The following is a 22762-nucleotide window of genomic DNA, read 5'->3' as shown; positions in this document are numbered from 1 at the left end:
GGCGGCCATGTCTGAGAAAACTTTTCTGGTGGAAATCGGCACTGAAGAGCTGCCGCCAAAAGCCCTGCGCAGCCTGGCGGAGTCCTTTGCTGCAAACGTGACTGCGGAGCTGGATAACGCCGGCCTCGCACACGGCAACGTTGAATGGTTTGCCGCACCGCGTCGCCTGGCGCTGAAAGTGGCGAAACTGGCTGAATCCCAGCCCGATCGCGAAGTGGAAAAGCGTGGTCCGGCAATCGCCCAGGCATTCGATGCTGAAGGCAAGCCGAGCAAAGCGGCGGAAGGCTGGGTGCGTGGCTGCGGGATAACCGTTGACCAGGCCGAGCGTCTGACCACCGACAAAGGCGAATGGCTGCTGTATCGCGCGCATGTGAAAGGCGAGAGCGCCGAAGCGCTACTGCCGAATATGGTTGCCGCTTCGCTGGCGAAACTGCCAATCCCGAAACTGATGCGCTGGGGCGCGTCTGACGTCCATTTTGTGCGTCCGGTTCATACTGTGACCCTGCTGCTGGGCGACAATGTGATCCCGGCGACGATTCTGGGCATTCAGTCCGATCGCGTGATTCGCGGCCATCGCTTTATGGGCGAGCCGCAGTTCACCATCGATAACGCCGACCAGTACCCGCAGATTCTGCTGGAGCGCGGTAAAGTCATTGCGGACTACGAAGCGCGTAAAGCCAAAATCAAAGCGGACGCGATTGAGGCGGCGCGTAAAATAGGTGGTAACGCCGATCTGAGCGAAAGTCTGCTGGAAGAAGTCACCTCGCTGGTGGAATGGCCGGTGGTGCTGACCGCGAAATTCGAAGAAAAATTCCTCGCGGTGCCGTCTGAAGCGCTGGTTTACACCATGAAAGGTGACCAGAAATACTTCCCGGTTTACGCCAACGACGGCAAACTGCTGCCGAACTTTATCTTCGTTGCCAATATCGAATCGAAAGACCCGCAGCAGATTGTCTCCGGTAATGAGAAGGTGGTTCGCCCGCGTCTGGCGGATGCTGAGTTCTTCTTCAATACCGACCGTAAAAAACGTCTGGAAGATCATCTGCCGCGTCTGCAAACCGTGCTGTTCCAGCAGCAGTTGGGAACGCTGCGCGACAAGACCGATCGCATTCAGGCGCTGGCGGGCTGGATTGCCGGTCAGACTGGCGCCGACGTCAACCACGCGACCCGCGCGGGCCTGCTCTCCAAATGCGACCTGATGACCAACATGGTCTTCGAGTTCACCGATACGCAGGGCGTGATGGGCATGCATTACGCGCGTCATGATGGCGAAGCGGAAGATGTGGCCGTGGCGCTGAACGAGCAGTATCAGCCGCGTTTTGCCGGTGATGAACTGCCGTCTAACCCGGTGGCTTGTGCGGTGGCGATCGCCGATAAAATGGACACCCTGGCGGGTATCTTCGGCATTGGGCAGCACCCGAAGGGCGACAAAGACCCGTTTGCGTTGCGTCGTGCGGCACTGGGCGTACTGCGTATTATCGTTGAGAAGAACCTGAATCTGGATCTGCAGACCCTCACCGAAGAAGCGGCGCGTCTGTACGGCGATAAGCTGACTAACGCCAACGTTGTGGATGATGTGATCGACTTTATGCTTGGCCGCTTCCGCGCCTGGTATCAGGACGAAGGTTACAGCGTGGATACCATTCAGGCGGTGCTGGCGCGTCGTCCTACCCGTCCGGCAGACTTTGACGCGCGCATGAAGGCCGTTTCGCACTTCCGCACGCTGGAAGCGGCGTCCGCGCTGGCGGCGGCGAACAAGCGTGTTTCCAACATTCTGGCTAAGTCCGATGAAACGCTGAACGAGCGCGTGAACGCCGCGACGCTGAAAGAGCCGGAAGAGATCGCTCTGGCAATGCAGGTCGTAGTGTTGCGCGACAAGCTGGAGCCGTTCTTTGCCGAAGGCCGTTACCAGGAAGCGCTGGTGGAACTGGCTGAACTGCGCGAACCGGTCGATGCCTTCTTCGAGAAGGTAATGGTAAACGTAGAAGATAAAGAGCTGCGTATTAACCGACTGACCATGCTCGAAAAACTGCGTGAGTTGTTCCTGCGCGTGGCGGATATTTCGCTGCTGCAATAAGCGTTAACCAATAATAAAAAAACCTGCCAACGTGCAGGTTTTTTTATGCGCGAAGAATCCATTAAACGATCCATTAATAATGACTTTATTAATATAAATGATTATTTCATTGAGCGTCTGAGAATATTTTAGGATTAAATTAACGAAGGCCAGAACGCTATTTGCAGTAGAATAGGCGCGGGTGCTTGAGACTGTGTGTCTCAGGTATTCACCAGAAGGCAGACAGAGAAAAGCCCCACCTGACTATAAATCAAAGTGAGGCCACCTCTATGCATGAACACCATAAGGGTAGCCTCTTACCTGTTGAAAATCAACACCGGAGGCTGGCGATGCCGCAAAAATGTATATTATGCAGTTTAATAGTGATATGTCTCACTATATTATTATTTACCTGGATGGTTCGTGATTCATTATGCGAATTACATATCAGACAGGGCAATAATGAACTGGCGGCATTTTTAGCCTGTGAAGTGAAACAGTAAGAGCATCCGGCGGGGTGTATTCCCCGCCATTTTCTGGTGCGAAGCATTCTCAATGCACCCTTTTATTCTTTGTATCAGCGTTTTGTCGGCCCGATAAGCGCAGTGCTATCGGGCACTATCATTACCGCGATTACTGTAACTGTAGTTCCGTCAGGCAGGTCTGACTGTCTTCTCTTGTCGCAATAGCATGAGACGCGGTTTTCCCGTTGTAGCTGACCTCGATAGTCCCTTCAATATTGCGCGGCAGCCAGACGCCGATAAAGCCGTTCTGATAGCTTTTCATCGGTTTCTCAAGCAGCACATCGCCTTTGTTATCCATTACTTTGACATTAAAGGTGGTTTCAGGCATTTCACCCTGGCAGCCGCTCAGGCTGTGGTTAAAGCACGGATGCGTCCGGTGCTGATAAGGCGCGAAGGAGAGATAAAACTTCTCGCCCAGCGGTAGCGACGCCTGCTCGCCGGAAGAGAGCTTCAGCGCCGTACTGGTTACTGAGGCGGACAAGGGCAACGGACGCGCCTGTGGCGTCTGGTCAATGGTATCGACCATCTGCTCGACGGTTTTCCCGGCAAGGCCATGTTCCGCAAGGAAAGCCGTTTCCGGGGAGGCTGCAAAAACAGCGCCGCTGGCAAACATACTCAGCGTCAACAACAGAGGGAGTCTGGACATCGCTTTAATTCCATGTAAAAAACAGGGAAATCACTATAAAGCTTGCCCTAAGGGGAAGGTCAAAGCCGGACGAGGTAAAGAAATGCAAAGGCAGGAGAAAATAAAAAAATCCCCGCCGGCTGGCAGGGATCTTGAATTCTGAGCTTTTAAAGCTTACAGGCTGTTTACGTTACCAGCTGCCGGGCCTTTTGCGCCGCTTTCGATGGTGAAGGACACTTTCTGACCTTCGTCCAGAGATTTGTAGCCATCGTTCTGGATAGCAGAGAAGTGTACGAACACGTCTTTAGAGCCATCGTCAGGAGTGATGAAGCCGAAGCCTTTGTCAGCGTTGAACCATTTTACGATACCAGTCATTTTACCGGACATAGTGTATTACCTTTTAAAAAATAAGTGTGCCTTTCGGCGATATGGCGTGCTTTACAGATTTTTTAAGCGTTAAGGAAATGCGCACTACGAGGGGTATCAACGATAACTCTTGAAGGGGACTGCCTTACTAAACTGCTTTAATGGTCTGTACGTCAAACCGTTGAACGCATTAACTCATGTAACGCCGTGTGATGCAACTGTTATTTTGATAATTTTTTTAGCGACCGGAAAACGGTCCTGGATCAGGACCGTTCACAAAGACGCAACTTACTCCATCAACTGCTTGCTGAGCGCCGGGTTCGCCTGAATCAGACGCATCAGCTTTAACTCGGTACTCGAAGGCTTCACGCGTTTCGATTCCCATTCTTTAACCATTGCAACAGAAACGCCTAACGCTCTGGCGAAATCATCAATTTTTAGTCCACTGCCCCGTCTGCACTGTTCGATGTCGGTACAGGGACTGGCTTTTTGCGTCAGGGTCGTTTTTGGCAATTCATCTTTAAAAACAATTTGTTCCAGGCTGCTCAGCAGCTCAAACATAGGATCTTTATATTCCATTGAGAACTCCTGTAAATCACACAGCGGGATCGTGAATTTCATCGAAGCCAGTTAAGAATAGTCATAAAAACGGAAGTTTGGGGAAGGTCACACTTTCCCGGTAACAGAAGATTCGTTTCAGCGTGGCGTCAAAAGAATTTTTAGTCTGCTAACGATTTGAAAAAGAGACAAATAAGCGGCGAATAAAAAAAATTGTAAATATGACAAATTTATTAATTTCACCCCGGCAGAGTCCTCCCTGCCGGGGTAAAAATCAGGCCTTTTGCGCGGCGTTGCCTGGCTCTTCCGGCGCGGTGAATGACGCGGCGAGATGCCGTTTACCCGCCCAGTATTTCACCATCAGCGCGAAAGCGGAAACCAGCGCGGGGATCGCCAGGAAGGTGAAGATAGTTTCAAAGGAGAGCTGCGCCTGCATCAGGAATGCGCCGCTAAATGCGCCAAGAATGCCGCCGAAACGACCCAGGCCCAGCATCCATGCCACGCCGGTCGCGCGGCCTTGCGTCGGATAGAACCCGGCGGCAAGCGCAGGCATTGATGATTGCGCGCCATTCATAATCGTCCCGGCGATGAAAACCATCCCCCCCATTAACACTAGGCTACTGGTCGAAAAACCGACCAGGCAGACGAAAATACCGGTCAGCAACCAGCCTACGGCCACCACTTTGTTCGGGTTGAACTTGTCCATCAGCGCGCCCAGCACCAGCACGCCGATCCCGCCGCCCAGCGGGAACAGGGCGGTAATAATCGAGGCCTGGCGCAGCGTCGCGCCGGTTTCGCGGATCAGCAGCGGCAGCCAACTGGTCAGCAGGTAAAAAATCAGCAGCCCCATAAAGTAGGTGAGGCAAAGCATGACCGTACCGAGCGCATAGCGCGGCGAGAAGATCACCCCCAGCGCGGATTTCTCTTTCACCTGGCCGGTTTCATGCAGCACAAAACGGGTGGCTTCCGGCACCGGCGCGATACGGCGCAGGATCTCGCCAATCTGCTGTTGCGATCGGTTTTTTACCACCAGATAGCGGGCGGATTCCGGCAGCAGGAAAATCAGCACAACCGCCAGCGCCAGCGGCATCACGCCACCGAGGATCAGCACGCTCTGCCAGCCGTAATGCGGAATCAGCCAGGCGGAGATAAATCCTCCCATCGACGAGCCAATCGGGAAGCCGACGAACATCAGGTTCACCATCAGGGCGCGACGGCGTTCAGGGGCATATTCGCTCATTAAGGTGGCGGCATTCGGCATCGCTGCCCCCAGCCCCAGTCCGGTTAAAAAGCGCAGGGCGGTGAGCTGATTGAGCGTGCTGGCGAAAGCGGTGAGCAGGCTGAATCCGCCGAAAACGAGAATCGACATGATCAGCACTTTTTTGCGTCCAATCCGGTCAGCCATCGGGCCTGCGGTCAGCGCGCCGACGGCAAGGCCAACCAGGGCGGCGCTCATCACCGGGCCGAGCGCGGATTTTTCCACGCCCCATTCCTGAACGAGGTCAGAGGCGATAAAGCCAATAATGGCGGTGTCGAATCCGTCCATCGCGACGGTCACAAAGCACAGCACAAGAATCATCCACTGGTATTTCGAAAATGGATGATCGTTGATAAACGCCTGAATATCAGTTGTTCTGTTGGTCATGCGGTTATTCCTGCAAAAGCAAGGCGGGGGACAGAGGCTTTTTATTTTCTCCACCGCAAGCGTGAAAAAGGTATGTGCGATTATCGAACGTTTATTCGTTAATCGTTCATTTAATCAAAACATTGAAGTGTCTGTCCGGCAATCGTCCCTTCGTGGTTAACGTGCGATAATCGGTCGAAATAGCTCTGCACAGGCGCTGAAATTGCTAAAAGTAAAGAAAAATCATAAAGATAACTGGAAGAAGGGCCGTTTATTTCCTGACGCTAAATGTGATGCAATTAACAATAAGATAACAAACACAATTTTTCCGTTTCCTGACGTGAATTTCCGCTACAAGTTTATGTATTAGGGGTATCCTGAGAGGCTGACCTGGACTATTCTTGTCAGCGTCAGATACGTGTGTTGCGTTGTGCGCATTTTTGGGTGAAAGGAGTATTAAAATGGCGACAGGTAAGTCCTGCTCTCGCTGGTTTGCGCCTCTGGCGGCGTTATTAATGATAGTTAGCCTGAGTGGGTGTTTTGATAAAGAAGGCGATCAGCGCAAAGCGTTTATCGACTTTCTGCAGAATACGGTGATGCGTAGCGGTGAACGTTTACCGACACTGACTGCCGATCAGAAAAAACAGTTTGGACCGTTTGTTTCTGACTACGCGATTTTGTACGGCTATTCGCAGCAGGTGAATCAGGCGATGGATTCCGGCCTGCGCCCGGTCGTTGATAGCGTGAACGCCATCCGCGTGCCGCAGGATTATGTCACGCAGCGTGGGCCGCTGCGCGATCTGAACGGCTCTCTTGGCGTGCTGGGCCAACAGTTGCAGAACGCGAAGCAACAGGCTGACGCGGCGCACGGTGCGCTGAAACAGGCCGATGATCTGAAGCCGGTATTTGATCAGGCGTATCAGAAGGTGATGACCACGCCTGCGCAAGCGCTGCAGCCGCTGATTCCGGCCGCGCAGATTTTCACCCAGCAGCTGGTGCAGGTGGGGGATTTCGTGGCGCAGCAGGATACGCAGGTGAGTTTTGTGGCGAACGGCATTCAGTTCCCGACCTCGCAGCAGGCAAGCCAGTACAATACCCTGATTGGGCCGCTGGCTTCGCAGCATCAGGCTTTCAACCAGGCCTGGACGGCGGCGGTTAACGCCGTTCAGTGATGGTAAAAAGGCCCGACGGCGGCAGCGCCGGTCGGGCCTGTGTTCTTCCGCGCCGGGTAAAGCGATACGCTAAGCTATCCCGCCACTTGTGGATTCACGCAGTTCTTCTCAACCTTCCCCTGTAGCGCATCAATCAGATTATCCACCGCGCAGGCCGCCATGTTGTAGCGCGTCTCATGGGTCGCGGAACCGATGTGCGGCACCGCCACGACGTTAGCCAGCGAAAGGAGCGGCGAGTCAACGGGCAGCGGCTCTTGCTCGAACACATCCAGACCGGCGGCGTGAATGACGCCGTTTCGCAGGGCGGCAATCAGCGCGTTTTCATCGACCACCGGACCGCGCCCGGCATTAATGAAAATGGCTGAATGCTTCATTTTAGCGAACTGTTCAGCGCCAAACAGATGATGCGTTTCGTCCGTCAGCGGCAGGATCAGGCAGACAAAATCCGCCTCCTGTAGCAGCGTGTCGAGGTCGCAATAGCGGGCGCTGAAACGCTCCTCCGCCTCCGGATGGCGACGACGGGCATTGTAGAGAATCGGCATACTGAAGCCGAAGTGGGCGCGCTGGGCCAGCGCCAGGCCGATACGCCCCATGCCGACAATGCCCAGCGTTTTATGGTGTACGTCGGTGCCGAACCAGTCCGGGCCAATGCTGTCGGTCCATTCGCCTGCCTTCACACGTTCAGCCACCTCCACCACGCGGCGGGCGGTTGCCAGCACCAGTGCCATCATCGTGTCGGCGACGGTTTCCGTCAGCACGGTTGGGGTATGCATCAGCAATATCTTGCGGGCGTTCAGCGCATCGACGTCGAAATTGTCGTAGCCGACGGAGATGGTTGAGGTGGCGCGCAGCTTCGGCATTTTCTCCAGCAGCGCGCTGTCGACGGTTTGCGTGGAGCCCAGCAGGCCCTCCGCGTCGGCGAACGCCCGGGCGTGTTGTTCGACCGTCTCCGGACTCAGGTCGGGTACCTGGGTGATGGTGAAATGCTCTGTCAGGCGGTGCAGTAAATCGTCAGGTAACGGTTTGTAGAGAATAATGGACGGCTTCATACGACTCTCCATGATGTGAATATACGCGTGGCGTGCGCCAGTCGGTAACGGTGATTCAGTCAGAGTTAGCCATAGGAAGACGAAAAGCGCCACCCCCATAAAAATGTACGAGGCGCATATTGCCGCATCGCAGTGCCGGGGGTAGCGCTTCGCGTAGGCCGGATAAGGCGTAGCCGCCATCCGGCAAAAACGCCAGTGGTAAGAATTTGTAGGCCGGATAAGGCATAGCCGCCATCCGGCAATGGTTTACTGAACCGGACTTAAGGTGATTTCGACGCGGCGGTTCTGGGCTTTACCTTCCGCGGTGCTGTTGCTGGCGATGGGGTTTGCCGGACCCATACCGCTGGTGCGGATACGGCCTGCTTCCACGCCCTGGGTAATCAACGCGCTGGCCACGCTGTCGGCACGCTGTTGCGACAGGCGCATATTCAGATCCTGCCCGCCGGTGCTGTCGGTATACCCGATAACGTTGACGGCGGTTTTAGGGTATTCCTTCAGCACCATCGCCACGCCGGTCAGGGTGTTTGCGCCCGCCGGCTTCAGCGTTGCGCTGCTGCTGTCAAAGGTCACATTGTTCGGCATATTGAGAATGATGTTATCGCCGCTGCGCGTTACGCTCACGCCGGTTCCCTGCATTTTGTCGCGCAGTTTCGCTTCCTGCACGTCCATGTAGTAACCGGCGCCGCCGCCGAGGGCCGCACCGGCCGCTGCGCCAATCAGCGCGCCTTTGCCGCGATCTTTCTTTGAGGAAGAGAGCGCCCCGATACCCGCGCCGACCAGTGAGCCAATACCCGCGCCGATGCCGGATTTACCCGCTTCGCGTTCACCGGTGTACGGGTTGGTGGTGCAGCCAGATACCGCCAGCGCGCCGCTGACGAGGGCGGCAATGACTAAAACACGTTTCTTCATCTTAATTCCTTAATGATTTTCTTTTTTTATGTCACAGCGAATGTGGCGTCAGATTATGCCGCGGGAAGATGAAGAAAATTCCAGGGATCTCTCTGAAATTTGTAAGTAACATTGAACAGAGAAATACATCAGTCCATTTTCAGGAGCGCCTACTTTGACGTCGTACAAACCGGTACTCACCGCCGCCCACTGGGGACCTGTCCTCGTTGAAACTGACGGAGAGAGGGTTATCTCCTCCCGCGGCGCGCTTTCAACTGCGCATCCCAACTCGCTGCAAAGCGCGGTGCGCGACCAGGTGCACAGCAACGCCCGGGTGCGTTATCCGATGGTGCGCAAAGGTTTTCTGGCTTCGCCGGAAAAGCCGCAGGGGGTACGCGGGCAGGATGAGTTTGTGCGGGTGAGCTGGGACGAGGCGCTGGATCTGATTGATCGCCAGCATAAACGTATTCGCGATACCTATGGCCCATCGTCAATTTTTGCCGGCTCCTATGGCTGGCGCTCCAACGGCGTACTGCATAAGGCCGCCACCTTGCTCCAGCGCTATATGGCGCTGGCGGGCGGCTATACCGGCCATCTGGGCGATTATTCCACCGGCGCGGCGCAGGCCATCATGCCGTATGTGGTAGGCGGCAGCGAGGTATACCAGCAGCAGACCAGCTGGCCGGTCGTGCTGGAACACAGCGATGTGGTGGTGCTGTGGAGCGCCAATCCGCTGAATACGCTGAAAATTGCCTGGAACGCCTCGGATGAGCAGGGCATTTCCTGGTTTGACGCGCTGCGCGGCAGCGGAAAACGGCTGATCTGCATCGATCCGATGCGATCGGAAACCGTGGATTTCTTTGGCGATAAGATGGAGTGGATTGCGCCGCATATGGGCACCGATGTGGCCATGATGCTCGGTATCGCTCATACGCTGGTGGAAAACCGCTGGCATGATGAGGCGTTTCTCGCGCGCTTTACCACTGGCTATGAGATCTTCGCCGATTATCTTACCGGTGTGAGCGACGGCGTTGCCAAAACTGCCGAGTGGGCTGCGGAAATATGCGGCGTGCCGGCGGCGAAAATCCGTGAGCTGGCAGACATTTTCCATAATCACACCACCATGCTGATGGCCGGGTGGGGGATGCAGCGCCAGCAGTACGGCGAGCAAAAGCACTGGATGATCGTCACGCTCGCCGCGATGCTCGGGCAAATTGGCGTTCCCGGCGGCGGGTTCGGGCTTTCTTACCACTTCGCCAACGGCGGTAACCCGACGCGACGCTCAGCGGTGCTGGCCTCGATGCAGGGAAGTTTACCGGGCGGGACCGACGCGGTAGAAAAAATTCCGGTCGCGCGCATTGTCGAAGCGCTGGAAAACCCCGGCGCGCCTTATCAGCATAACGGTATGGATCGCCGCTTCCCGGATATCCGCTTTATCTGGTGGGCTGGCGGCGCAAACTTTACGCATCATCAGGACACCAACCGCCTGATTCGCGCCTGGCAAAAGCCGGAGCTGGTGGTGATCTCAGAATGCTACTGGACCGCAGCCGCTAAACATGCCGACATCGTGCTGCCTGCCACCACCTCTTTTGAACGCAACGATCTCACCATGACCGGGGACTACAGCAATCAGCACCTGGTGCCGATGAAGCAGGTGGTGGCGCCGCAGTATGAAGCGCGTAACGATTTCGACGTCTTTGCCGAACTGAGCGAACGCTGGGAGCGCGGCGGTCGGCTGCGTTTTACCGAAGGGAAAAGCGAACTGGCGTGGCTGGAAACGTTTTACAATATTGCCGCTCAGCGCGGAGCCAGCCAGCAGGTGACGCTGCCGCCGTTTGCGGCCTTCTGGGAAGCCAACCAGCTTATTGAAATGCCGGAAAACCCGGACAATGCCCGGTTTGTCCGCTTTGCCGATTTCCGTCGCGACCCCGAGGCGCATCCGTTGAAAACCGATAGCGGCAAAATCGAAATTTACTCGCAGCGCATCGCCGGCTATGGCTACGCGGATTGTCCCGGCCACCCGAGCTGGCTTGCGCCGGACGAGTGGCACGGCAATGCGCAGGAGGGGCAGCTCCAGGTGCTGTCGGCGCATCCGGCCCATCGCCTGCACAGTCAGCTCAACTACAGCCATCTGCGTGAACGCTACGCGGTGGCGAACCGTGAACCGGTCACGCTTCATCCTGAGGACGCGCGGGCGCGCGGCATTCGCGATGGCGACACGGTGCGTATCTGGAATCATCGCGGGCAGATCCTTGCCGGCGCGGTGGTCACTGACGGCATTAAGCCTGGCGTGATGTGCATCCACGAAGGAGCATGGCCGGATCCGGAGCCTGCCGCCGGGGGCATCTGCAAAAACGGCGCGGTGAACGTACTGACCAACGATTTGCCCACTTCTCGTCTGGGCAATGGCTGTGCGGGGAACACCGCGCTGGCGTGGCTGGAGAAATATCGCGGACCGGCGCTGACGCTTACTGCGTTTGATCCGCCCGCCAGCTCATAATCCAGGTCGGATGATGCGTTTCTTCCTGCCATGCGCTGTCTTCAATACGAAAGCCCTGCGCATGGTAGAAGTGCACCGCATTGAGGTTTTTTTGATACACCTCGAGGCTGAGCTGGCTAAAACGCTGCTGGACGTGCTGCACCAGCGCTTTGCCGATCCCACGGCGCAGCGCGTCTGGGGCGACAAACAGCGCGCCTAAAAAGCGATTTTCGAGCACGTTGATAAAGCCTTTCACCTCCTCCTGTTCTTCCCAGACCCAGGTTCTGGCGGCAGGCAGATAGCTGTCGCGTACGATCGCTTCACTCGCGTACCAGTAGTATTCAGGAATAAACGGGTGGGCATAAATAGTGCTTTCCAGCCAGAGCGCCAGAATCGACAACTTATCAGCGCTGCGGGATTCGCGAATCATGTTTTTCTCCCGGATGGCAAAAACAGCTGGTGATATGGTCATTGACCAGCCCGCACGCCTGCATGAAGGAGTAGCAAATCGTCGTGCCGACGAACTTAAAACCGCGCTTTTTTAACGCTTTCGACAGCGCGTCTGAAGCGGGCGTTGAGGTGGGGATGTCGCTCAGCGCGGCGGCTGAGGTAATCTGCGGTTGATGATCGACAAATGACCAGATGAATTCAGCAAAGGGTTCGCCATTTTGCTCCATCGCCAGATAAGCGCGGGCGTTGCCGATAATGGCCTCGATTTTTCCCGATGGCGAATGATTCCCGGATCGAGCAGCAGCCGTTCGACATCCTCTGCCTGCATTGCCGCAACGCGAACGGGGTCGAACTGATGGAAGTTCGCACGGTAGTTCTCGCGTTTTTTCAGCACCGTAATCCACGAAAGCCCGGCCTGTTGTCCTTCCAGACAGATCATTTCAAACAGCTTCTTACCGTCGGTTTCGGGTACACCCCACTCGTTATCATGATAGGCAATATAAAGCGGGTCCTGACTGACCCATCCACAACGTTGCATACTTTCCCTCGCTCTTTGAATTGCCATAAAAATTTCGTTCCGATCGCCTTGACGCACCAGCGAAAAAGACAATATTTAATACAGGGCTTTTGGCCCGTTAACCTTCTGACAATGACAATAAAATCGCCGATTTCGGCTCTTCCCTGGAGTCGCATTGATGATGACAAAAAATAACAGTGGTCGCCGGAAAACGTTTTTTCTGGCGAGCGTCGTGGCCTGTTCGCTTTACATCAACACAGCCTGTGCATGGCAACAAGAATATATCGCTGATACCGCATCCGGACATACGGCTGAACGCTATACATGGGACAGCGATCACCAACCACGTTATGACGATATCCTTGCGGAACGGATCAGATTAACACAGAGCGTGCCGGGATTCGCCGTCAGCTTTGCCGACGCCACGCCGACAGAGGCGACCAGCGGCATGAGCCTGGGCTGGAATTTTCCGCTCTCCGCGCGCGTGACCACCGGACCGGTTGCCGCACTGCATTATGACGGCACCACCACCTCCATTTATAACGAATTTGGCGACAGCGTAACCAGTTCTGCGGCAGATCCGTTATGGCACGCCAGCGTCAGTACGCTGGGCTGGCGGGTGAATTCGCAATTTGGCGATGTCAGACCGTGGGCGCAGGTCAGCTATAACCAGCAGTATGGCGATAATATCTGGAAAGCGCAGTCAGGGCTAAGCCGTATGGCGGCCACCACCCAGGACAACAGCTGGCTCGACGTGACCGTTGGCGCGGATATGCTGTTTAATCAGCATCTGGCCGCGTATGCGGCGCTCTCTCAGGCGGAAAATACGGCGAACGATACAGACTTCCTCTATACGATGGGCGTTAGCGCCAGGTTTTAACTTCGCTTTTACAAATTAAACGCAGTGATAACAGCGATTGTGTTGATAGTGGGCGCTAACTGACCTTTTAAAAAATCACGCCGCGTACGCGTTGTCTCGTCATTTATTCCCTGTTGCAGGCATTTCATTCCGTTCTGATGGCACTTCATGCCGTTTTCCCCCCGCGTAAGATGCATTTCGTTATGGTTGTCGGCAGAGAATTTCCCATTTTGTTTATGCAGGAATACTGCCATGAAAACTTCATCGTATCAGCGTACCCGTTGGTTAACCCTTATCGGCACCATTATTACCCAGTTTGCCTTAGGTTCTGTCTATACCTGGAGCCTGTTCAACGGCGTTCTTTCCGAGAAGCTGGGCGAACCTGTCAGCCAGGTGGCATTCTCCTTCGGCCTGTTAAGCCTGGGCCTGGCGATCTCCTCTTCCGTCGCCGGGAAATTACAGGAACGTTTTGGCGTTAAGCGCGTGACGATGGCGTCGGGGATTCTGCTTGGGCTGGGCTTCTTCCTCACCGCGCACTCGAATAACCTGATGATGCTATGGCTGAGCGCTGGCGTCCTGGTGGGTCTGGCGGACGGCGCGGGCTACCTGTTAACGCTGTCGAACTGCGTGAAATGGTTTCCGGAGCGTAAAGGACTGATCTCCGCCTTCGCTATCGGCTCTTATGGTCTGGGCAGCCTGGGCTTTAAATTTATCGACAGCCAGCTGCTGGCGACCGTCGGGCTGGAAAAAACCTTTGTGATTTGGGGTGCGATTGTCCTGGTGATGATCGTTTCTGGTGCGATGCTGATGAAAGACGCGCCGAATCAGGAGGTGAAAACGGCCAATGGCGTGGTGGAAAATGATTACACCCTCGCGCAGTCGATGCGTAAACCGCAGTACTGGATGCTGGCGGTGATGTTCCTGACGGCGTGCATGAGCGGGCTGTATGTGATTGGCGTGGCGAAAGATATTGCGCAGGGGCTGGCGCATCTTGATGTCGCCTCTGCGGCGAATGCGGTTACGGTGATTTCCATCGCCAACCTCTCCGGTCGTCTGGTGTTGGGTATCCTGTCTGACAAAATTGCCCGCATTCGCGTTATTACTATTGGTCAGGTGGTATCGCTGGTGGGCATGGCCGCTCTGTTGTTTGCGCCGCTGAACGCGCTGACCTTCTTTGCCGCTATCGCCTGCGTCGCCTTTAACTTCGGCGGCACCATCACGGTGTTCCCGTCGCTGGTGAGCGAGTTCTTCGGCCTGAACAATCTGGCGAAAAACTACGGCGTCATTTACCTGGGCTTCGGAATTGGCAGCATTTGCGGTTCGATTATCGCCTCGCTGTTCGGCGGCTTCTATGTGACCTTCTGCGTTATCTTCGCGCTGCTGGTGATCTCTCTGGCGCTGTCCACTACCATCCGCCAGCCGAAACGCGAAGCGATGAAAATGGCCCATGCCTGACAGGCGCTAAGTGCTGCCAAAGGCCAGCGTATTCGCTTAATGCCGTTCACTTAAGCGGTGCGGCATTGCGTTTCACCGGATAACGGGTTTTTGATATCTTAACCGCCCTCGGCCTTGATGGTCGGGGGCGTTTTGTTATGAACACCGCTTCCAGAGCCCCCCGCAGATGCTCCAGCCGTTTCGGGATGGTCCCCGGTGACACCGTATTTCCCAGCACTATCATTTCTGTGGCGATAAACTGGAACGCGAACTTAAAGCTGATTTCCGACGCCGCTTTTTTGTGTTTCTCCGTTGCTTTTGTTGCCTCACGCCGTATCAGATTATAAGCCAGCAACATGCCCCACACCTCCTGTTCCAGCAACTCAACCTTCCGGCTTCTCAGTACCAGAGCGTTATTCAGCAGGCTGCTTTTCAGGTTTCTGAACCCGACTTCGATTTCCCATCTTGAGTGATAAAGCTCTGCCACCTCTCTGGCCTTATAACGGTCTGCCTGAAGTGACGTCAGGACCGTTTTTTCCACTCCGTTCAGTTCATAAGTTACCGCCCGCGCATACCAGTATTCCGGCAGCGAAGGATTCTTTTTCCTTGCCTGTGGTGACACTTTCAGTTTCAGAAGCCGGTCTCCGGGACCGTAACTTTCTTCCGTTTCTGCTGCGATATTCTTCCAGGCGGGCAGCAGCCAGTGGCGGTTACAACCCTGCCGGTTCAGCGACAGCAACAGGTCTGCGCTGTAGAACAGCTTGTCAAACAGCGTAATGGAGTTATCCGGAATGGTGACGAGCATTGAGTGGGCCAGCAGGGTTTCGCTCCGTCGGTAAGGCGCGGTCGCGGCATCCAGCAGAATGTGACTACCCAGGTTCATTAAAGCCACCAGACGCATTACCGGGTATGCGCTTTGCCGCTCAGTGGATGTGTTGGCAGAGCCATAATGTTCACGCAGCTCAGGTTCATCAGGTGTCCTGAACTGTGCGCCATAGATGGCAAAAAGTTGCAGGCCATGCCAGTCATCTTTCTGGTAACGCTCAGTTCCCCATGTCTGCGCGGTCTGGCGGAAAAGCCATTCCACCGGTGCAGCACCCACGCGCTGACGCGCCTGGGTGACAGCGCTGCGGGCCAGCAGGTTCATCCCCGCTTCACCATCCGCGCTCAGGTTCAGACGACGAACCACATCGGTAATCGACTCATTACGGAAGAAGGCCATAGCCACGACCATCCAGATAACCATGTCGCCAGGTAAACGACGGCGGCGAACGGTCGCATGTGCAGAAAGAGTCAGGCAGTGTTGTATCCATTCGACGGGAAGATGCTGAGCAAACAGTTGTGCAGAAGGGGGCGGCATCAGCGGATGGTCGCTGAAATCGAGCAGGTCATTGAGAAGTGGCATAAGAAAACGGCTCCCTGTTGTGGAAGCCGTTATAGTGCCGCAGATTAAGGATCGGTCAACCGATCCTTAACTGATCGGCATTAAGCGTATTCGCTGGCCTTTTCGTATGTTTGCCGGGCATATACTCCGCTTTCATACTTGATTTTTTGTAAAAATCTCCTTTGATCACAATATCTGCTGCCACTTTTCCGCTTCCTTGTGGTCTACTTAGCCGCGCGCGTAGATCTTTCCTTTCTGACTACCTTCGCAATTTGTTCTGTCCGGCTGTTTAGCTGAGGTACAGGCTGTGTTTACCCTCGTTTCCCAGAGCTTGCTTGCATGAAATACATTAAGTCGATAACGCAGCAAAAGCTAAGCATTTTGCTTGCTGTCTATATCGGTCTGTTTATGAATGGCGCGGTCTATTTTCGTCGGTTTGACGGATATGCGCAGGATTTTACCGTATGGAATGGCGTCGCCGCGGTGGTGGAACTGGCTGGCACGGTGCTGGCGACCTTCTTCTTTTTACGTCTCTTTTCGCTGTTTGGCCGGACGGTCTGGCGGGTTCTGGCGTCGCTGCTGGTGCTCATTTCGGCAGGCGCAAGCTACTACATGACCTTTATGAATGTCATGATTGGTTACGGTATTGTAGCCTCGGTGATGACCACGGATATCGACCTGTCAAAAGAGGTCGTCGGCTGGACGCTTATCCTGTGGGTGGCTGGCGTGAGCCTCATCCCGCTGGTGATGATCTGGCTGAATCGCTCGACGGATACCTTCTGGCGTCAGCTTTGTACGCCGAAAGTCCGCTGGCGCAGCGCGCTTACCGTGCTGATGGCGGCTCTGCTGGTGTGGGCGCCGATTCGTCTCCTGGAAGTACACCAGAAGCGCGCCGATCGCATCGCCGGGGTGGATATGCCGAGCTACGGCGGCGTGCTGGCGAACTCTTATCTGCCGACCAACTGGCTTGCTGCGCTGGGTCTGTATGCCTGGGCGCAGGTTGATGAATCTTCTGATAATAAGTCGCTGATTAACCCGGCGAAGAAGTTTACCTATACCCCGACGCAAAACCTTGATGACACCTGGGTGATTTTTATTATTGGCGAAACCACCCGTTGGGATCATATGGGAATGCTCGGCTATGAGCGTGATACCACGCCGAAGCTGGCGAAAGAGAAGAATCTGGTGATGTACCGCGGCTACTCCTGCGATACCGCCACCAAACTGTCGCTGCGCTGCATGTTCGTGCGTCAGGGGGGGGCAGAAGATAACCCTCAGCGCACGCTGAAAGAGCAGAACGTTTTCGCGGTGCTTAAGCAGTTAGGCTTTAGCTCCGATCTGTATGCGATGCAGAGCGAGATGTGGTTCTACAGCAATACGATGGCCGACAACATTGCCTATCGCGAACAAATTGCCGCCGAGCCGCGCAACCGCGGTAAAGCCGTAGATGATATGCTGCTGGTGAATGAAGTTGACCGCTCGCTGGAGAATAACTCGCAGGGCAAGCATCTTATCGTGCTGCATACCAAAGGTTCCCACTATAACTATACCCAGCGTTATCCGCGCGCATTCGCGCAGTGGCAACCGGAGTGCTATGCCATCGATCGTAAGTGCCCGAAGGATCTGATGATCAACTCTTACGATAACTCTATTACTTACGTTGACCATTTTATTGATACGGTGATTGATCGGGTTCGCGATAAGAAAGCAATTGTGTTCTATGCGGCGGATCATGGTGAGTCGATCAACGAGCGTGAGCACCTGCACGGCACGCCGCGTAAAATGGCGCCGCCGGAGCAGTTCCGCGTGCCGATGATGGTCTGGATGTCGGATAAATATTTAGAGAATCCGGCAAACGCTCAGGCGTTTGCGCATCTGAAGAAAGAGGCGGAAATGAAGGTGCCGCGCCGTCACGTTGAGTTGTACGACACTATTATGGGCTGTCTCGGCTATACCTCGCCGGACGGCGGGATTAATGAGCACAATAACTGGTGTCATATTCCTGATGGACAGAAAGCCGCCGCGCAGTAAGCGGGTTGCCGACTTTCTCACCGATCGAATGGCATTTTGCGACTAAGGGATTGACGGGCGCGCGCCTGAGCAGTAAGATGCGCCCGCATTCGGTGATTGGCGCAGCCTGGTAGCGCACTTCGTTCGGGACGAAGGGGTCGGAGGTTCGAATCCTCTATCACCGACCAAATTTAAAACCCTGCTCAACGAGCTGGGTTTTTTGCTTTGGGGGGCGTAGGCCTGATAAGCGAAGCGCCATCAGGCGTTTAACAGAGGCATCGCCGGATGGCGGCGCAAACGCCTTATCCGGCCTACAGCGAAGCACCATCAGGCGTTTAACCGCATGGAGCCAGGGCATCGCCGGATGGCGGCGCAAACGCCTTATCCGGCCTACAGCGAAGCGCCATCAGGCATTTAACCGCATGGAGCCATGGCATCGCCGGATGGCGGCGCAAACGCCTTATCCGGCCTACAGCGAAGCGCCATCAGGCATTTCATTATTGCTGGCAAAATCGTGCCCCACTTCTCACTATTTGTTAACGTTTTTGTGACATATTCCATTGTCTTTTTTTATCACTGCATAAATCTTTTTTTGGTGTTACTTATGGCTGACGTCAGCATTTTCCGCTGTGCGTTTTAACGTTCATGGTATTTATCGCTCAGATATGCAGCGTTTCGTCAGAAATTTTGTCCAGAAAGCACAAAACTTAATCACCAGATGTTGCGAAATATTAAGAGGGTTATTCTGGCTTCCTGCGTGTAGCATAAATTTCTCTGCTGAAAATAGCGCCCTGCACTTTTTTTAATCTTTGTTTGTTAATTCTCACCGTTGTCGTAAATCGCGGTTAGCTGTATTGACGTTTTCACATTCTGTTGACAGATTGTAGGGCATGAGGGGCATTTCATGGAGAATCCGCGCTGCTACTCAGTCGTTTATGTGAACGGAATCCCCACCTCGTCACGCCGACCCGGCCGGCCAAAAATAAAAAAGGCCAGGCGGCGCTAACCCACTGCAAAGGGTAAAACAACAACATCACATTTGGAGCAGAAGAATGAGTATTTCCTTGAAGAAGTCAGGGATGCTGAAGCTTGGTCTGAGCCTGGTGGCTATGACCGTTGCAGCAAGCGTACAGGCTAAAACCCTGGTGTATTGCTCAGAAGGTTCTCCTGAGGGCTTTAACCCGCAGCTGTTTACCTCTGGCACCACCTATGACGCCAGTTCCGTACCTATCTATAACCGCCTGGTGGAGTTTAAAACCGGCACCACCGAAGTGATCCCGGGCCTCGCTGAGAAGTGGGAAATCAGCGAAGACGGTAAAACCTATACCTTCCATCTGCGCCAGGGCGTGAAGTGGCATTCCGGTAAAGAGTTTAAACCGACGCGCGACCTGAACGCCGATGACGTCGTGTTCTCTTTCGATCGACAGAAAAACACGCAAAACCCATACCATAAAGTCTCCGGCGGCAGCTATGAATACTTTGAAGGGATGGGGCTGACGGATCTGATAAGCGAAGTGAAGAAAGTGGACGACATGACCGTCCAGTTCGTGCTGACCCGTCCGGAAGCGCCGTTCCTCGCCGATCTGGCGATGGACTTCGCCTCTATTCTCTCGAAAGAGTATGCCGACAACATGCTGAAAGCTGGTACGCCGGAAAAAGTGGATCTGAACCCCATCGGCACCGGTCCGTTCCAGTTGCAGCAGTACCAGAAAGACTCCCGCATTCGCTATAAAGCATTTGATGGCTACTGGGGCACTAAGCCGAAGATTGACGTTCTGGTTTTCTCCATCACCCCTGACGCCTCCGTGCGTTACGCCAAGTTGCAGAAGAATGAATGCCAGGTGATGCCGTATCCGAACCCGGCGGACATCGCGCGCATGAAGCAGGACAAAAATATCAACCTGATGGAGCAGGCGGGCCTGAATGTCGGCTATCTCGCGTTCAACACCGAGAAGAAACCGTTCGATGATGTGAAAGTGCGTCAGGCGCTGACTTACGCGGTGAACAAAGAAGCGATCATCAAAGCCGTTTACCAGGGCGCTGGCGTTGCTGCCAAAAACCTGATTCCGCCAACCATGTGGGGCTATAACGACGACATCAAAGATTACACCTACGATCCGGAAAAAGCCAAAGCGCTGCTGAAAGAGGCGGGTCAGGATAAAGGCTTTACCGTTGAGCTGTGGGCGATGCCGGTGCAGCGTCCGTACAACCCGAACGCGCGCCGTATGGCGGAGATGATTCAGGCGGACTGGGCGAAGATCGGCGTGCAGGCCAAAATTGTCACCTACGAGTGGGGCGAGTACCTGAAGCGCGCCAAAGCGGGTGAACATCAGGCGGTGATGATGGGCTGGACCGGCGACAACGGGGATCCGGATAACTTCTTCGCCACCCTGTTCAGCTGCGCCGCCGCGAAAGATGGCTCCAACTACTCTCGCTGGTGCTACAAACCGTTTGAAGATCTGATTCAACCGGCGCGCGCGACCGACGACCACAACAAGCGTATTGAACTCTACAAACAGGCGCAGGTGGTGATGAACGAGCAGGCTCCGGCCCTGATCATCGCCCACTCCACCGTTTACGAGCCTGTACGGAAAGAGGTCAAAGGCTATGTGGTGGATCCGTTAGGCAAACACCACTTCGAAAACGTCTCTGTCGAATAATTAAAAGCGACGCAAGGCGGCGCTGCGCTTGCCCTGGCCTACGGTATGTAGGCCGGGTAAGCGTAGCGCCACCCGGCAGCAGTGCTTTATTCCCTCTCTGAAAGGGGGGAATAAGATTTGTGAGCAATACAGACGCACGGTTCCAGGCCATGCGTCATGAGAGAGAATCCGGGTTATGTTGCAGTTCATTCTCCGACGTCTGGGACTCGTCATCCCGACGTTTATCGGTATCACCCTTCTCACCTTCACGTTTGTCCATATGATCCCCGGCGATCCGGTGATGATCATGGCAGGTGAGCGCGGTATCTCCCCTGAGCGCCATGCGCAGCTGCTGGCTGAACTCGGCCTTGATAAGCCGATGTGGCAGCAGTACCTCCATTATATCTGGGGGGTGATGCATGGTGATTTAGGCATCTCGCTGAAAAGCCGCTTGCCGGTGTGGGACGAGTTCGTACCGCGCTTTAAAGCGACGCTCGAACTGGGCGTCTGCGCAATGCTTTTCGCCACCGCGGTCGGTATTCCGGTCGGCGTGCTGGCGGCCGTTAAGCGCGGCTCCATTTTCGATCATACCGCTGTTGGCCTGGCGCTGACCGGCTACTCCATGCCGATCTTCTGGTGGGGGATGATGCTGATCATGCTGGTTTCCGTGCACTGGAACCTGACGCCGGTTTCCGGGCGGGTGAGCGATATGGTGTTTCTTGATGACAGCAATCCGCTGACCGGTTTTATGCTGATCGACACCGCCATCTGGGGTGAAGAGGGCAACTTTATTGATGCGCTGGCGCATATGGTACTGCCTGCGATGGTGCTCGGCACCATTCCGCTGGCGGTGATTGTGCGTATGACCCGCTCCTCAATGCTGGAAGTGCTGGGTGAAGATTATATTCGCACCGCGCGCGCCAAAGGGCTGACGCGGATGCGCGTCATCATCGTCCATGCGCTGCGTAACGCCATGTTGCCGGTGGTGACGGTGATCGGCCTGCAGGTCGGCACGCTGCTGGCGGGAGCCATTCTGACCGAAACCATTTTCTCATGGCCTGGCCTCGGGCGCTGGCTGATTGACGCGCTGCAACGTCGTGATTATCCGGTTGTGCAGGGCGGGGTGCTGCTGGTGGCGACAATGATTATTCTCGTCAACCTGCTGGTCGATCTGCTGTACGGCGTGGTGAACCCGCGTATTCGTCATAAGAAGTAAGGGGCCATCATGTCACAGGTTACTGAAAATAAAGTTATTGCCGCACCGGTGCCGATGACCCCGTTGCAGGAGTTCTGGCACTATTTCAAACGCAACAAAGGCGCGGTTGTCGGACTGGTGTATGTCGTCATCATGATTCTGATTGCGGTATTTGCTAACGTTCTCGCGCCGTATAACCCGGCGGAGCAGTTCCGCGATGCGCTGCTCGCGCCGCCAGCCTGGCAGGAGGGCGGCAGCCTGGCGCATCTGCTGGGCACCGACGACGTGGGCCGCGACGTGCTGTCGCGCCTTATGTACGGCGCGCGCCTGTCGCTGCTGGTCGGCTGTCTGGTGGTGGTGCTGTCGCTGGTGATGGGCATCGTGCTGGGTCTGATTGCCGGTTACTTTGGCGGTATCGTTGATAACGTCATTATGCGCGTAGTCGATATCATGCTGGCGTTGCCGAGCCTGCTGCTGGCGCTGGTGCTGGTGGCGGTATTTGGTCCCTCGATCGGCAACGCCGCGCTGGCGCTGACCTTCGTGGCGCTACCGCACTACGTGCGTCTCACCCGCGCCGCGGTGCTGGTGGAAGTGAATCGCGACTATGTGACCGCTTCCCGCGTGGCAGGGGCCGGAGCGATGCGTCAGATGTTCATTAACATTTTCCCGAACTGTCTTGCGCCGCTGATCGTTCAGGCGTCGCTGGGCTTCTCTAACGCCATTCTTGATATGGCGGCACTGGGCTTTCTGGGCATGGGCGCGCAACCGCCAACGCCGGAGTGGGGCACGATGCTCTCCGACGTGTTGCAGTTCGCGCAAAGCGCCTGGTGGGTCGTGACCTTCCCCGGTCTGGCGATCCTGCTGACGGTGCTGGCATTTAACCTGATGGGTGACGGTCTGCGTGACGCGCTCGATCCCAGGCTGAAGCAGTAA

The 22762-nt window shown here is 55.3% G+C and carries 19 protein-coding genes, 1 tRNA gene and 1 pseudogene; 11 read left to right on the top strand and 10 right to left on the bottom strand.

Annotated features, from left to right (window positions below):
* Positions 1 to 7: 7 nt before the first annotated feature.
* Both glyS and hokA read left to right on the top strand, forming a co-directional pair.
* On the top strand, positions 8 to 2077 hold the full coding sequence (gene glyS, locus K7R23_RS05270) for a glycine--tRNA ligase subunit beta (protein WP_012908186.1): 2070 nt from the start codon (positions 8 to 10) through the stop codon (positions 2075 to 2077).
* A gap of 329 nt (positions 2078 to 2406) precedes the next feature.
* Positions 2407 to 2559 carry a type I toxin-antitoxin system toxin HokA gene (hokA, locus tag K7R23_RS05265; RefSeq protein WP_012908187.1) on the top strand — a complete coding sequence of 51 codons (153 nt, stop codon included), beginning with the start codon at positions 2407 to 2409 and terminating at the stop codon, positions 2557 to 2559.
* A gap of 130 nt (positions 2560 to 2689) precedes the next feature.
* Here hokA and cueP read toward each other — a convergent pair whose 3' ends face one another.
* From cueP to K7R23_RS05245, 4 genes are all read right to left on the bottom strand, one after another.
* Positions 2690 to 3226 (bottom strand): copper-binding periplasmic metallochaperone CueP, encoded by a 537-nt coding sequence (cueP, locus tag K7R23_RS05260; RefSeq protein WP_012908188.1) that lies wholly within the window; start codon positions 3224 to 3226, stop codon positions 2690 to 2692.
* A gap of 153 nt (positions 3227 to 3379) precedes the next feature.
* A complete protein-coding gene (cspE, locus tag K7R23_RS05255; protein ID WP_012908189.1) occupies positions 3380 to 3592 on the bottom strand; it encodes a transcription antiterminator/RNA stability regulator CspE in 213 nt (70 codons plus the stop codon).
* A gap of 267 nt (positions 3593 to 3859) precedes the next feature.
* Positions 3860 to 4150, bottom strand: coding sequence for an HTH-type transcriptional regulator (locus K7R23_RS05250; RefSeq protein WP_024133013.1), 291 nt, complete (start codon positions 4148 to 4150; stop codon positions 3860 to 3862).
* Positions 4151 to 4403: 253 nt separating this feature from the next.
* Positions 4404 to 5774, bottom strand: coding sequence for an MFS transporter (locus K7R23_RS05245; RefSeq protein WP_012908191.1), 1371 nt, complete (start codon positions 5772 to 5774; stop codon positions 4404 to 4406).
* Between the two features lie 440 nt (positions 5775 to 6214).
* Here K7R23_RS05245 and K7R23_RS05240 point away from each other — a divergent pair, with 440 nt between their 5' ends.
* The gene (locus K7R23_RS05240) at positions 6215 to 6925 is read left to right on the top strand and encodes a DUF3053 domain-containing protein (RefSeq protein ID WP_012908192.1); all 711 of its coding nucleotides are present in this window, start codon (positions 6215 to 6217) and stop codon (positions 6923 to 6925) included.
* Between the two features lie 74 nt (positions 6926 to 6999).
* Here the strand turns inward: K7R23_RS05240 and ghrB are convergent, their stop codons facing one another.
* Positions 7000 to 7974, bottom strand: a complete 975-nt coding sequence (ghrB, locus tag K7R23_RS05235) for a glyoxylate/hydroxypyruvate reductase GhrB (protein WP_012908193.1) — start codon at positions 7972 to 7974, stop codon at positions 7000 to 7002.
* Between the two features lie 246 nt (positions 7975 to 8220).
* Complete coding sequence (locus K7R23_RS05230; protein ID WP_012908195.1) at positions 8221 to 8883, bottom strand: OmpA family lipoprotein; 663 nt, start codon at positions 8881 to 8883, stop codon at positions 8221 to 8223.
* Between the two features lie 154 nt (positions 8884 to 9037).
* Here K7R23_RS05230 and K7R23_RS05225 point away from each other — a divergent pair, with 154 nt between their 5' ends.
* Complete coding sequence (locus tag K7R23_RS05225; RefSeq protein WP_024133014.1) at positions 9038 to 11362, top strand: molybdopterin guanine dinucleotide-containing S/N-oxide reductase; 2325 nt, start codon at positions 9038 to 9040, stop codon at positions 11360 to 11362.
* Here the strand turns inward: K7R23_RS05225 and K7R23_RS05220 are convergent.
* Both K7R23_RS05220 and tag read right to left on the bottom strand, forming a co-directional pair.
* Positions 11331 to 11771, bottom strand: coding sequence for an N-acetyltransferase (locus K7R23_RS05220; protein ID WP_012908197.1), 441 nt, complete (start codon positions 11769 to 11771; stop codon positions 11331 to 11333). The genes K7R23_RS05225 and K7R23_RS05220 overlap by 32 nt on opposite strands.
* Positions 11746 to 12329, bottom strand: a pseudogene (gene tag / locus K7R23_RS05215) (DNA-3-methyladenine glycosylase I). Before tag ends, K7R23_RS05220 begins: the two are co-directional and overlap by 26 nt.
* Positions 12330 to 12486: 157 nt before the next feature.
* Here tag and K7R23_RS05210 point away from each other — a divergent pair.
* The gene (locus tag K7R23_RS05210) at positions 12487 to 13188 is read left to right on the top strand and encodes an autotransporter domain-containing protein (RefSeq protein WP_012908198.1); all 702 of its coding nucleotides are present in this window, start codon (positions 12487 to 12489) and stop codon (positions 13186 to 13188) included.
* An 8-nt stretch (positions 13189 to 13196) separates the two neighbouring features.
* On the opposite strand, the gene K7R23_RS05205 is transcribed toward K7R23_RS05210, so the two are convergent.
* The gene (locus K7R23_RS05205; protein ID WP_148222116.1) at positions 13197 to 13421 is read right to left on the bottom strand and encodes a hypothetical protein; all 225 of its coding nucleotides are present in this window, start codon (positions 13419 to 13421) and stop codon (positions 13197 to 13199) included.
* On the opposite strand from K7R23_RS05205, the gene K7R23_RS05200 reads away from it, so the two are divergent.
* Positions 13420 to 14622 (top strand): L-lactate MFS transporter, encoded by a 1203-nt coding sequence (locus K7R23_RS05200; protein ID WP_012908199.1) that lies wholly within the window; start codon positions 13420 to 13422, stop codon positions 14620 to 14622. The two genes, K7R23_RS05205 and K7R23_RS05200, sit on opposite strands and share 2 nt — an antisense overlap.
* Before the next feature lie 46 nt (positions 14623 to 14668).
* Here K7R23_RS05200 and K7R23_RS05195 read toward each other — a convergent pair whose 3' ends face one another.
* Complete coding sequence (locus tag K7R23_RS05195) at positions 14669 to 16006, bottom strand: IS4-like element ISCro3 family transposase (protein WP_012908122.1); 1338 nt, start codon at positions 16004 to 16006, stop codon at positions 14669 to 14671.
* A gap of 318 nt (positions 16007 to 16324) precedes the next feature.
* On the opposite strand from K7R23_RS05195, the gene eptB reads away from it, so the two are divergent.
* From eptB to dppC, 5 genes are all read left to right on the top strand, one after another.
* A complete protein-coding gene (gene eptB, locus K7R23_RS05190) occupies positions 16325 to 18016 on the top strand; it encodes a kdo(2)-lipid A phosphoethanolamine 7''-transferase (RefSeq protein ID WP_012908200.1) in 1692 nt (563 codons plus the stop codon).
* A 90-nt stretch (positions 18017 to 18106) separates the two neighbouring features.
* A tRNA-Pro gene (locus K7R23_RS05185) sits at positions 18107 to 18183 on the top strand.
* A gap of 864 nt (positions 18184 to 19047) precedes the next feature.
* Entirely contained in the window at positions 19048 to 20655 is a 1608-nt protein-coding gene (gene dppA, locus K7R23_RS05180) for a dipeptide ABC transporter periplasmic-binding protein DppA (protein WP_024133016.1), read from the top strand.
* Between the two features lie 175 nt (positions 20656 to 20830).
* Positions 20831 to 21850: a dipeptide ABC transporter permease DppB gene (gene dppB / locus K7R23_RS05175; protein ID WP_012908202.1), complete on the top strand. Its 1020-nt coding sequence runs from the start codon at positions 20831 to 20833 to the stop codon at positions 21848 to 21850.
* Positions 21851 to 21859: 9 nt separating this feature from the next.
* On the top strand, positions 21860 to 22762 hold the full coding sequence (gene dppC / locus K7R23_RS05170) for a dipeptide ABC transporter permease DppC (protein WP_012908203.1): 903 nt from the start codon (positions 21860 to 21862) through the stop codon (positions 22760 to 22762).

The organism is Citrobacter rodentium NBRC 105723 = DSM 16636 (assembly GCF_021278985.1).
GTDB lineage: Bacteria > Pseudomonadota > Gammaproteobacteria > Enterobacterales > Enterobacteriaceae > Citrobacter_A > Citrobacter_A rodentium.
This window is presented reverse-complemented; position numbering and strand designations above follow the sequence as displayed.

What these genes read in the sequence shown, in the direction of transcription:
- glyS (WP_012908186.1), top strand. Translation starts at nt 8, where the DNA reads ATGTCTGAGAAAACTTTTCTGGTGGAAATCGGCACTGAAGAGCTGCCG.
- hokA (WP_012908187.1), top strand. Translation starts at nt 2,407, where the DNA reads ATGCCGCAAAAATGTATATTATGCAGTTTAATAGTGATATGTCTCACT.
- cueP (WP_012908188.1), bottom strand. Translation starts at nt 3,226, where the DNA reads ATGTCCAGACTCCCTCTGTTGTTGACGCTGAGTATGTTTGCCAGCGGC.
- cspE (WP_012908189.1), bottom strand. Translation starts at nt 3,592, where the DNA reads ATGTCCGGTAAAATGACTGGTATCGTAAAATGGTTCAACGCTGACAAA.
- K7R23_RS05250 (WP_024133013.1), bottom strand. Translation starts at nt 4,150, where the DNA reads ATGGAATATAAAGATCCTATGTTTGAGCTGCTGAGCAGCCTGGAACAA.
- K7R23_RS05245 (WP_012908191.1), bottom strand. Translation starts at nt 5,774, where the DNA reads ATGACCAACAGAACAACTGATATTCAGGCGTTTATCAACGATCATCCA.
- K7R23_RS05240 (WP_012908192.1), top strand. Translation starts at nt 6,215, where the DNA reads ATGGCGACAGGTAAGTCCTGCTCTCGCTGGTTTGCGCCTCTGGCGGCG.
- ghrB (WP_012908193.1), bottom strand. Translation starts at nt 7,974, where the DNA reads ATGAAGCCGTCCATTATTCTCTACAAACCGTTACCTGACGATTTACTG.
- K7R23_RS05230 (WP_012908195.1), bottom strand. Translation starts at nt 8,883, where the DNA reads ATGAAGAAACGTGTTTTAGTCATTGCCGCCCTCGTCAGCGGCGCGCTG.
- K7R23_RS05220 (WP_012908197.1), bottom strand. Translation starts at nt 11,771, where the DNA reads ATGATTCGCGAATCCCGCAGCGCTGATAAGTTGTCGATTCTGGCGCTC.
- K7R23_RS05210 (WP_012908198.1), top strand. Translation starts at nt 12,487, where the DNA reads ATGATGACAAAAAATAACAGTGGTCGCCGGAAAACGTTTTTTCTGGCG.
- K7R23_RS05200 (WP_012908199.1), top strand. Translation starts at nt 13,420, where the DNA reads ATGAAAACTTCATCGTATCAGCGTACCCGTTGGTTAACCCTTATCGGC.
- K7R23_RS05205 (WP_148222116.1), bottom strand. Translation starts at nt 13,421, where the DNA reads ATGGCAGTATTCCTGCATAAACAAAATGGGAAATTCTCTGCCGACAAC.
- K7R23_RS05195 (WP_012908122.1), bottom strand. Translation starts at nt 16,006, where the DNA reads ATGCCACTTCTCAATGACCTGCTCGATTTCAGCGACCATCCGCTGATG.
- eptB (WP_012908200.1), top strand. Translation starts at nt 16,325, where the DNA reads ATGAAATACATTAAGTCGATAACGCAGCAAAAGCTAAGCATTTTGCTT.
- dppA (WP_024133016.1), top strand. Translation starts at nt 19,048, where the DNA reads ATGAGTATTTCCTTGAAGAAGTCAGGGATGCTGAAGCTTGGTCTGAGC.
- dppB (WP_012908202.1), top strand. Translation starts at nt 20,831, where the DNA reads ATGTTGCAGTTCATTCTCCGACGTCTGGGACTCGTCATCCCGACGTTT.
- dppC (WP_012908203.1), top strand. Translation starts at nt 21,860, where the DNA reads ATGTCACAGGTTACTGAAAATAAAGTTATTGCCGCACCGGTGCCGATG.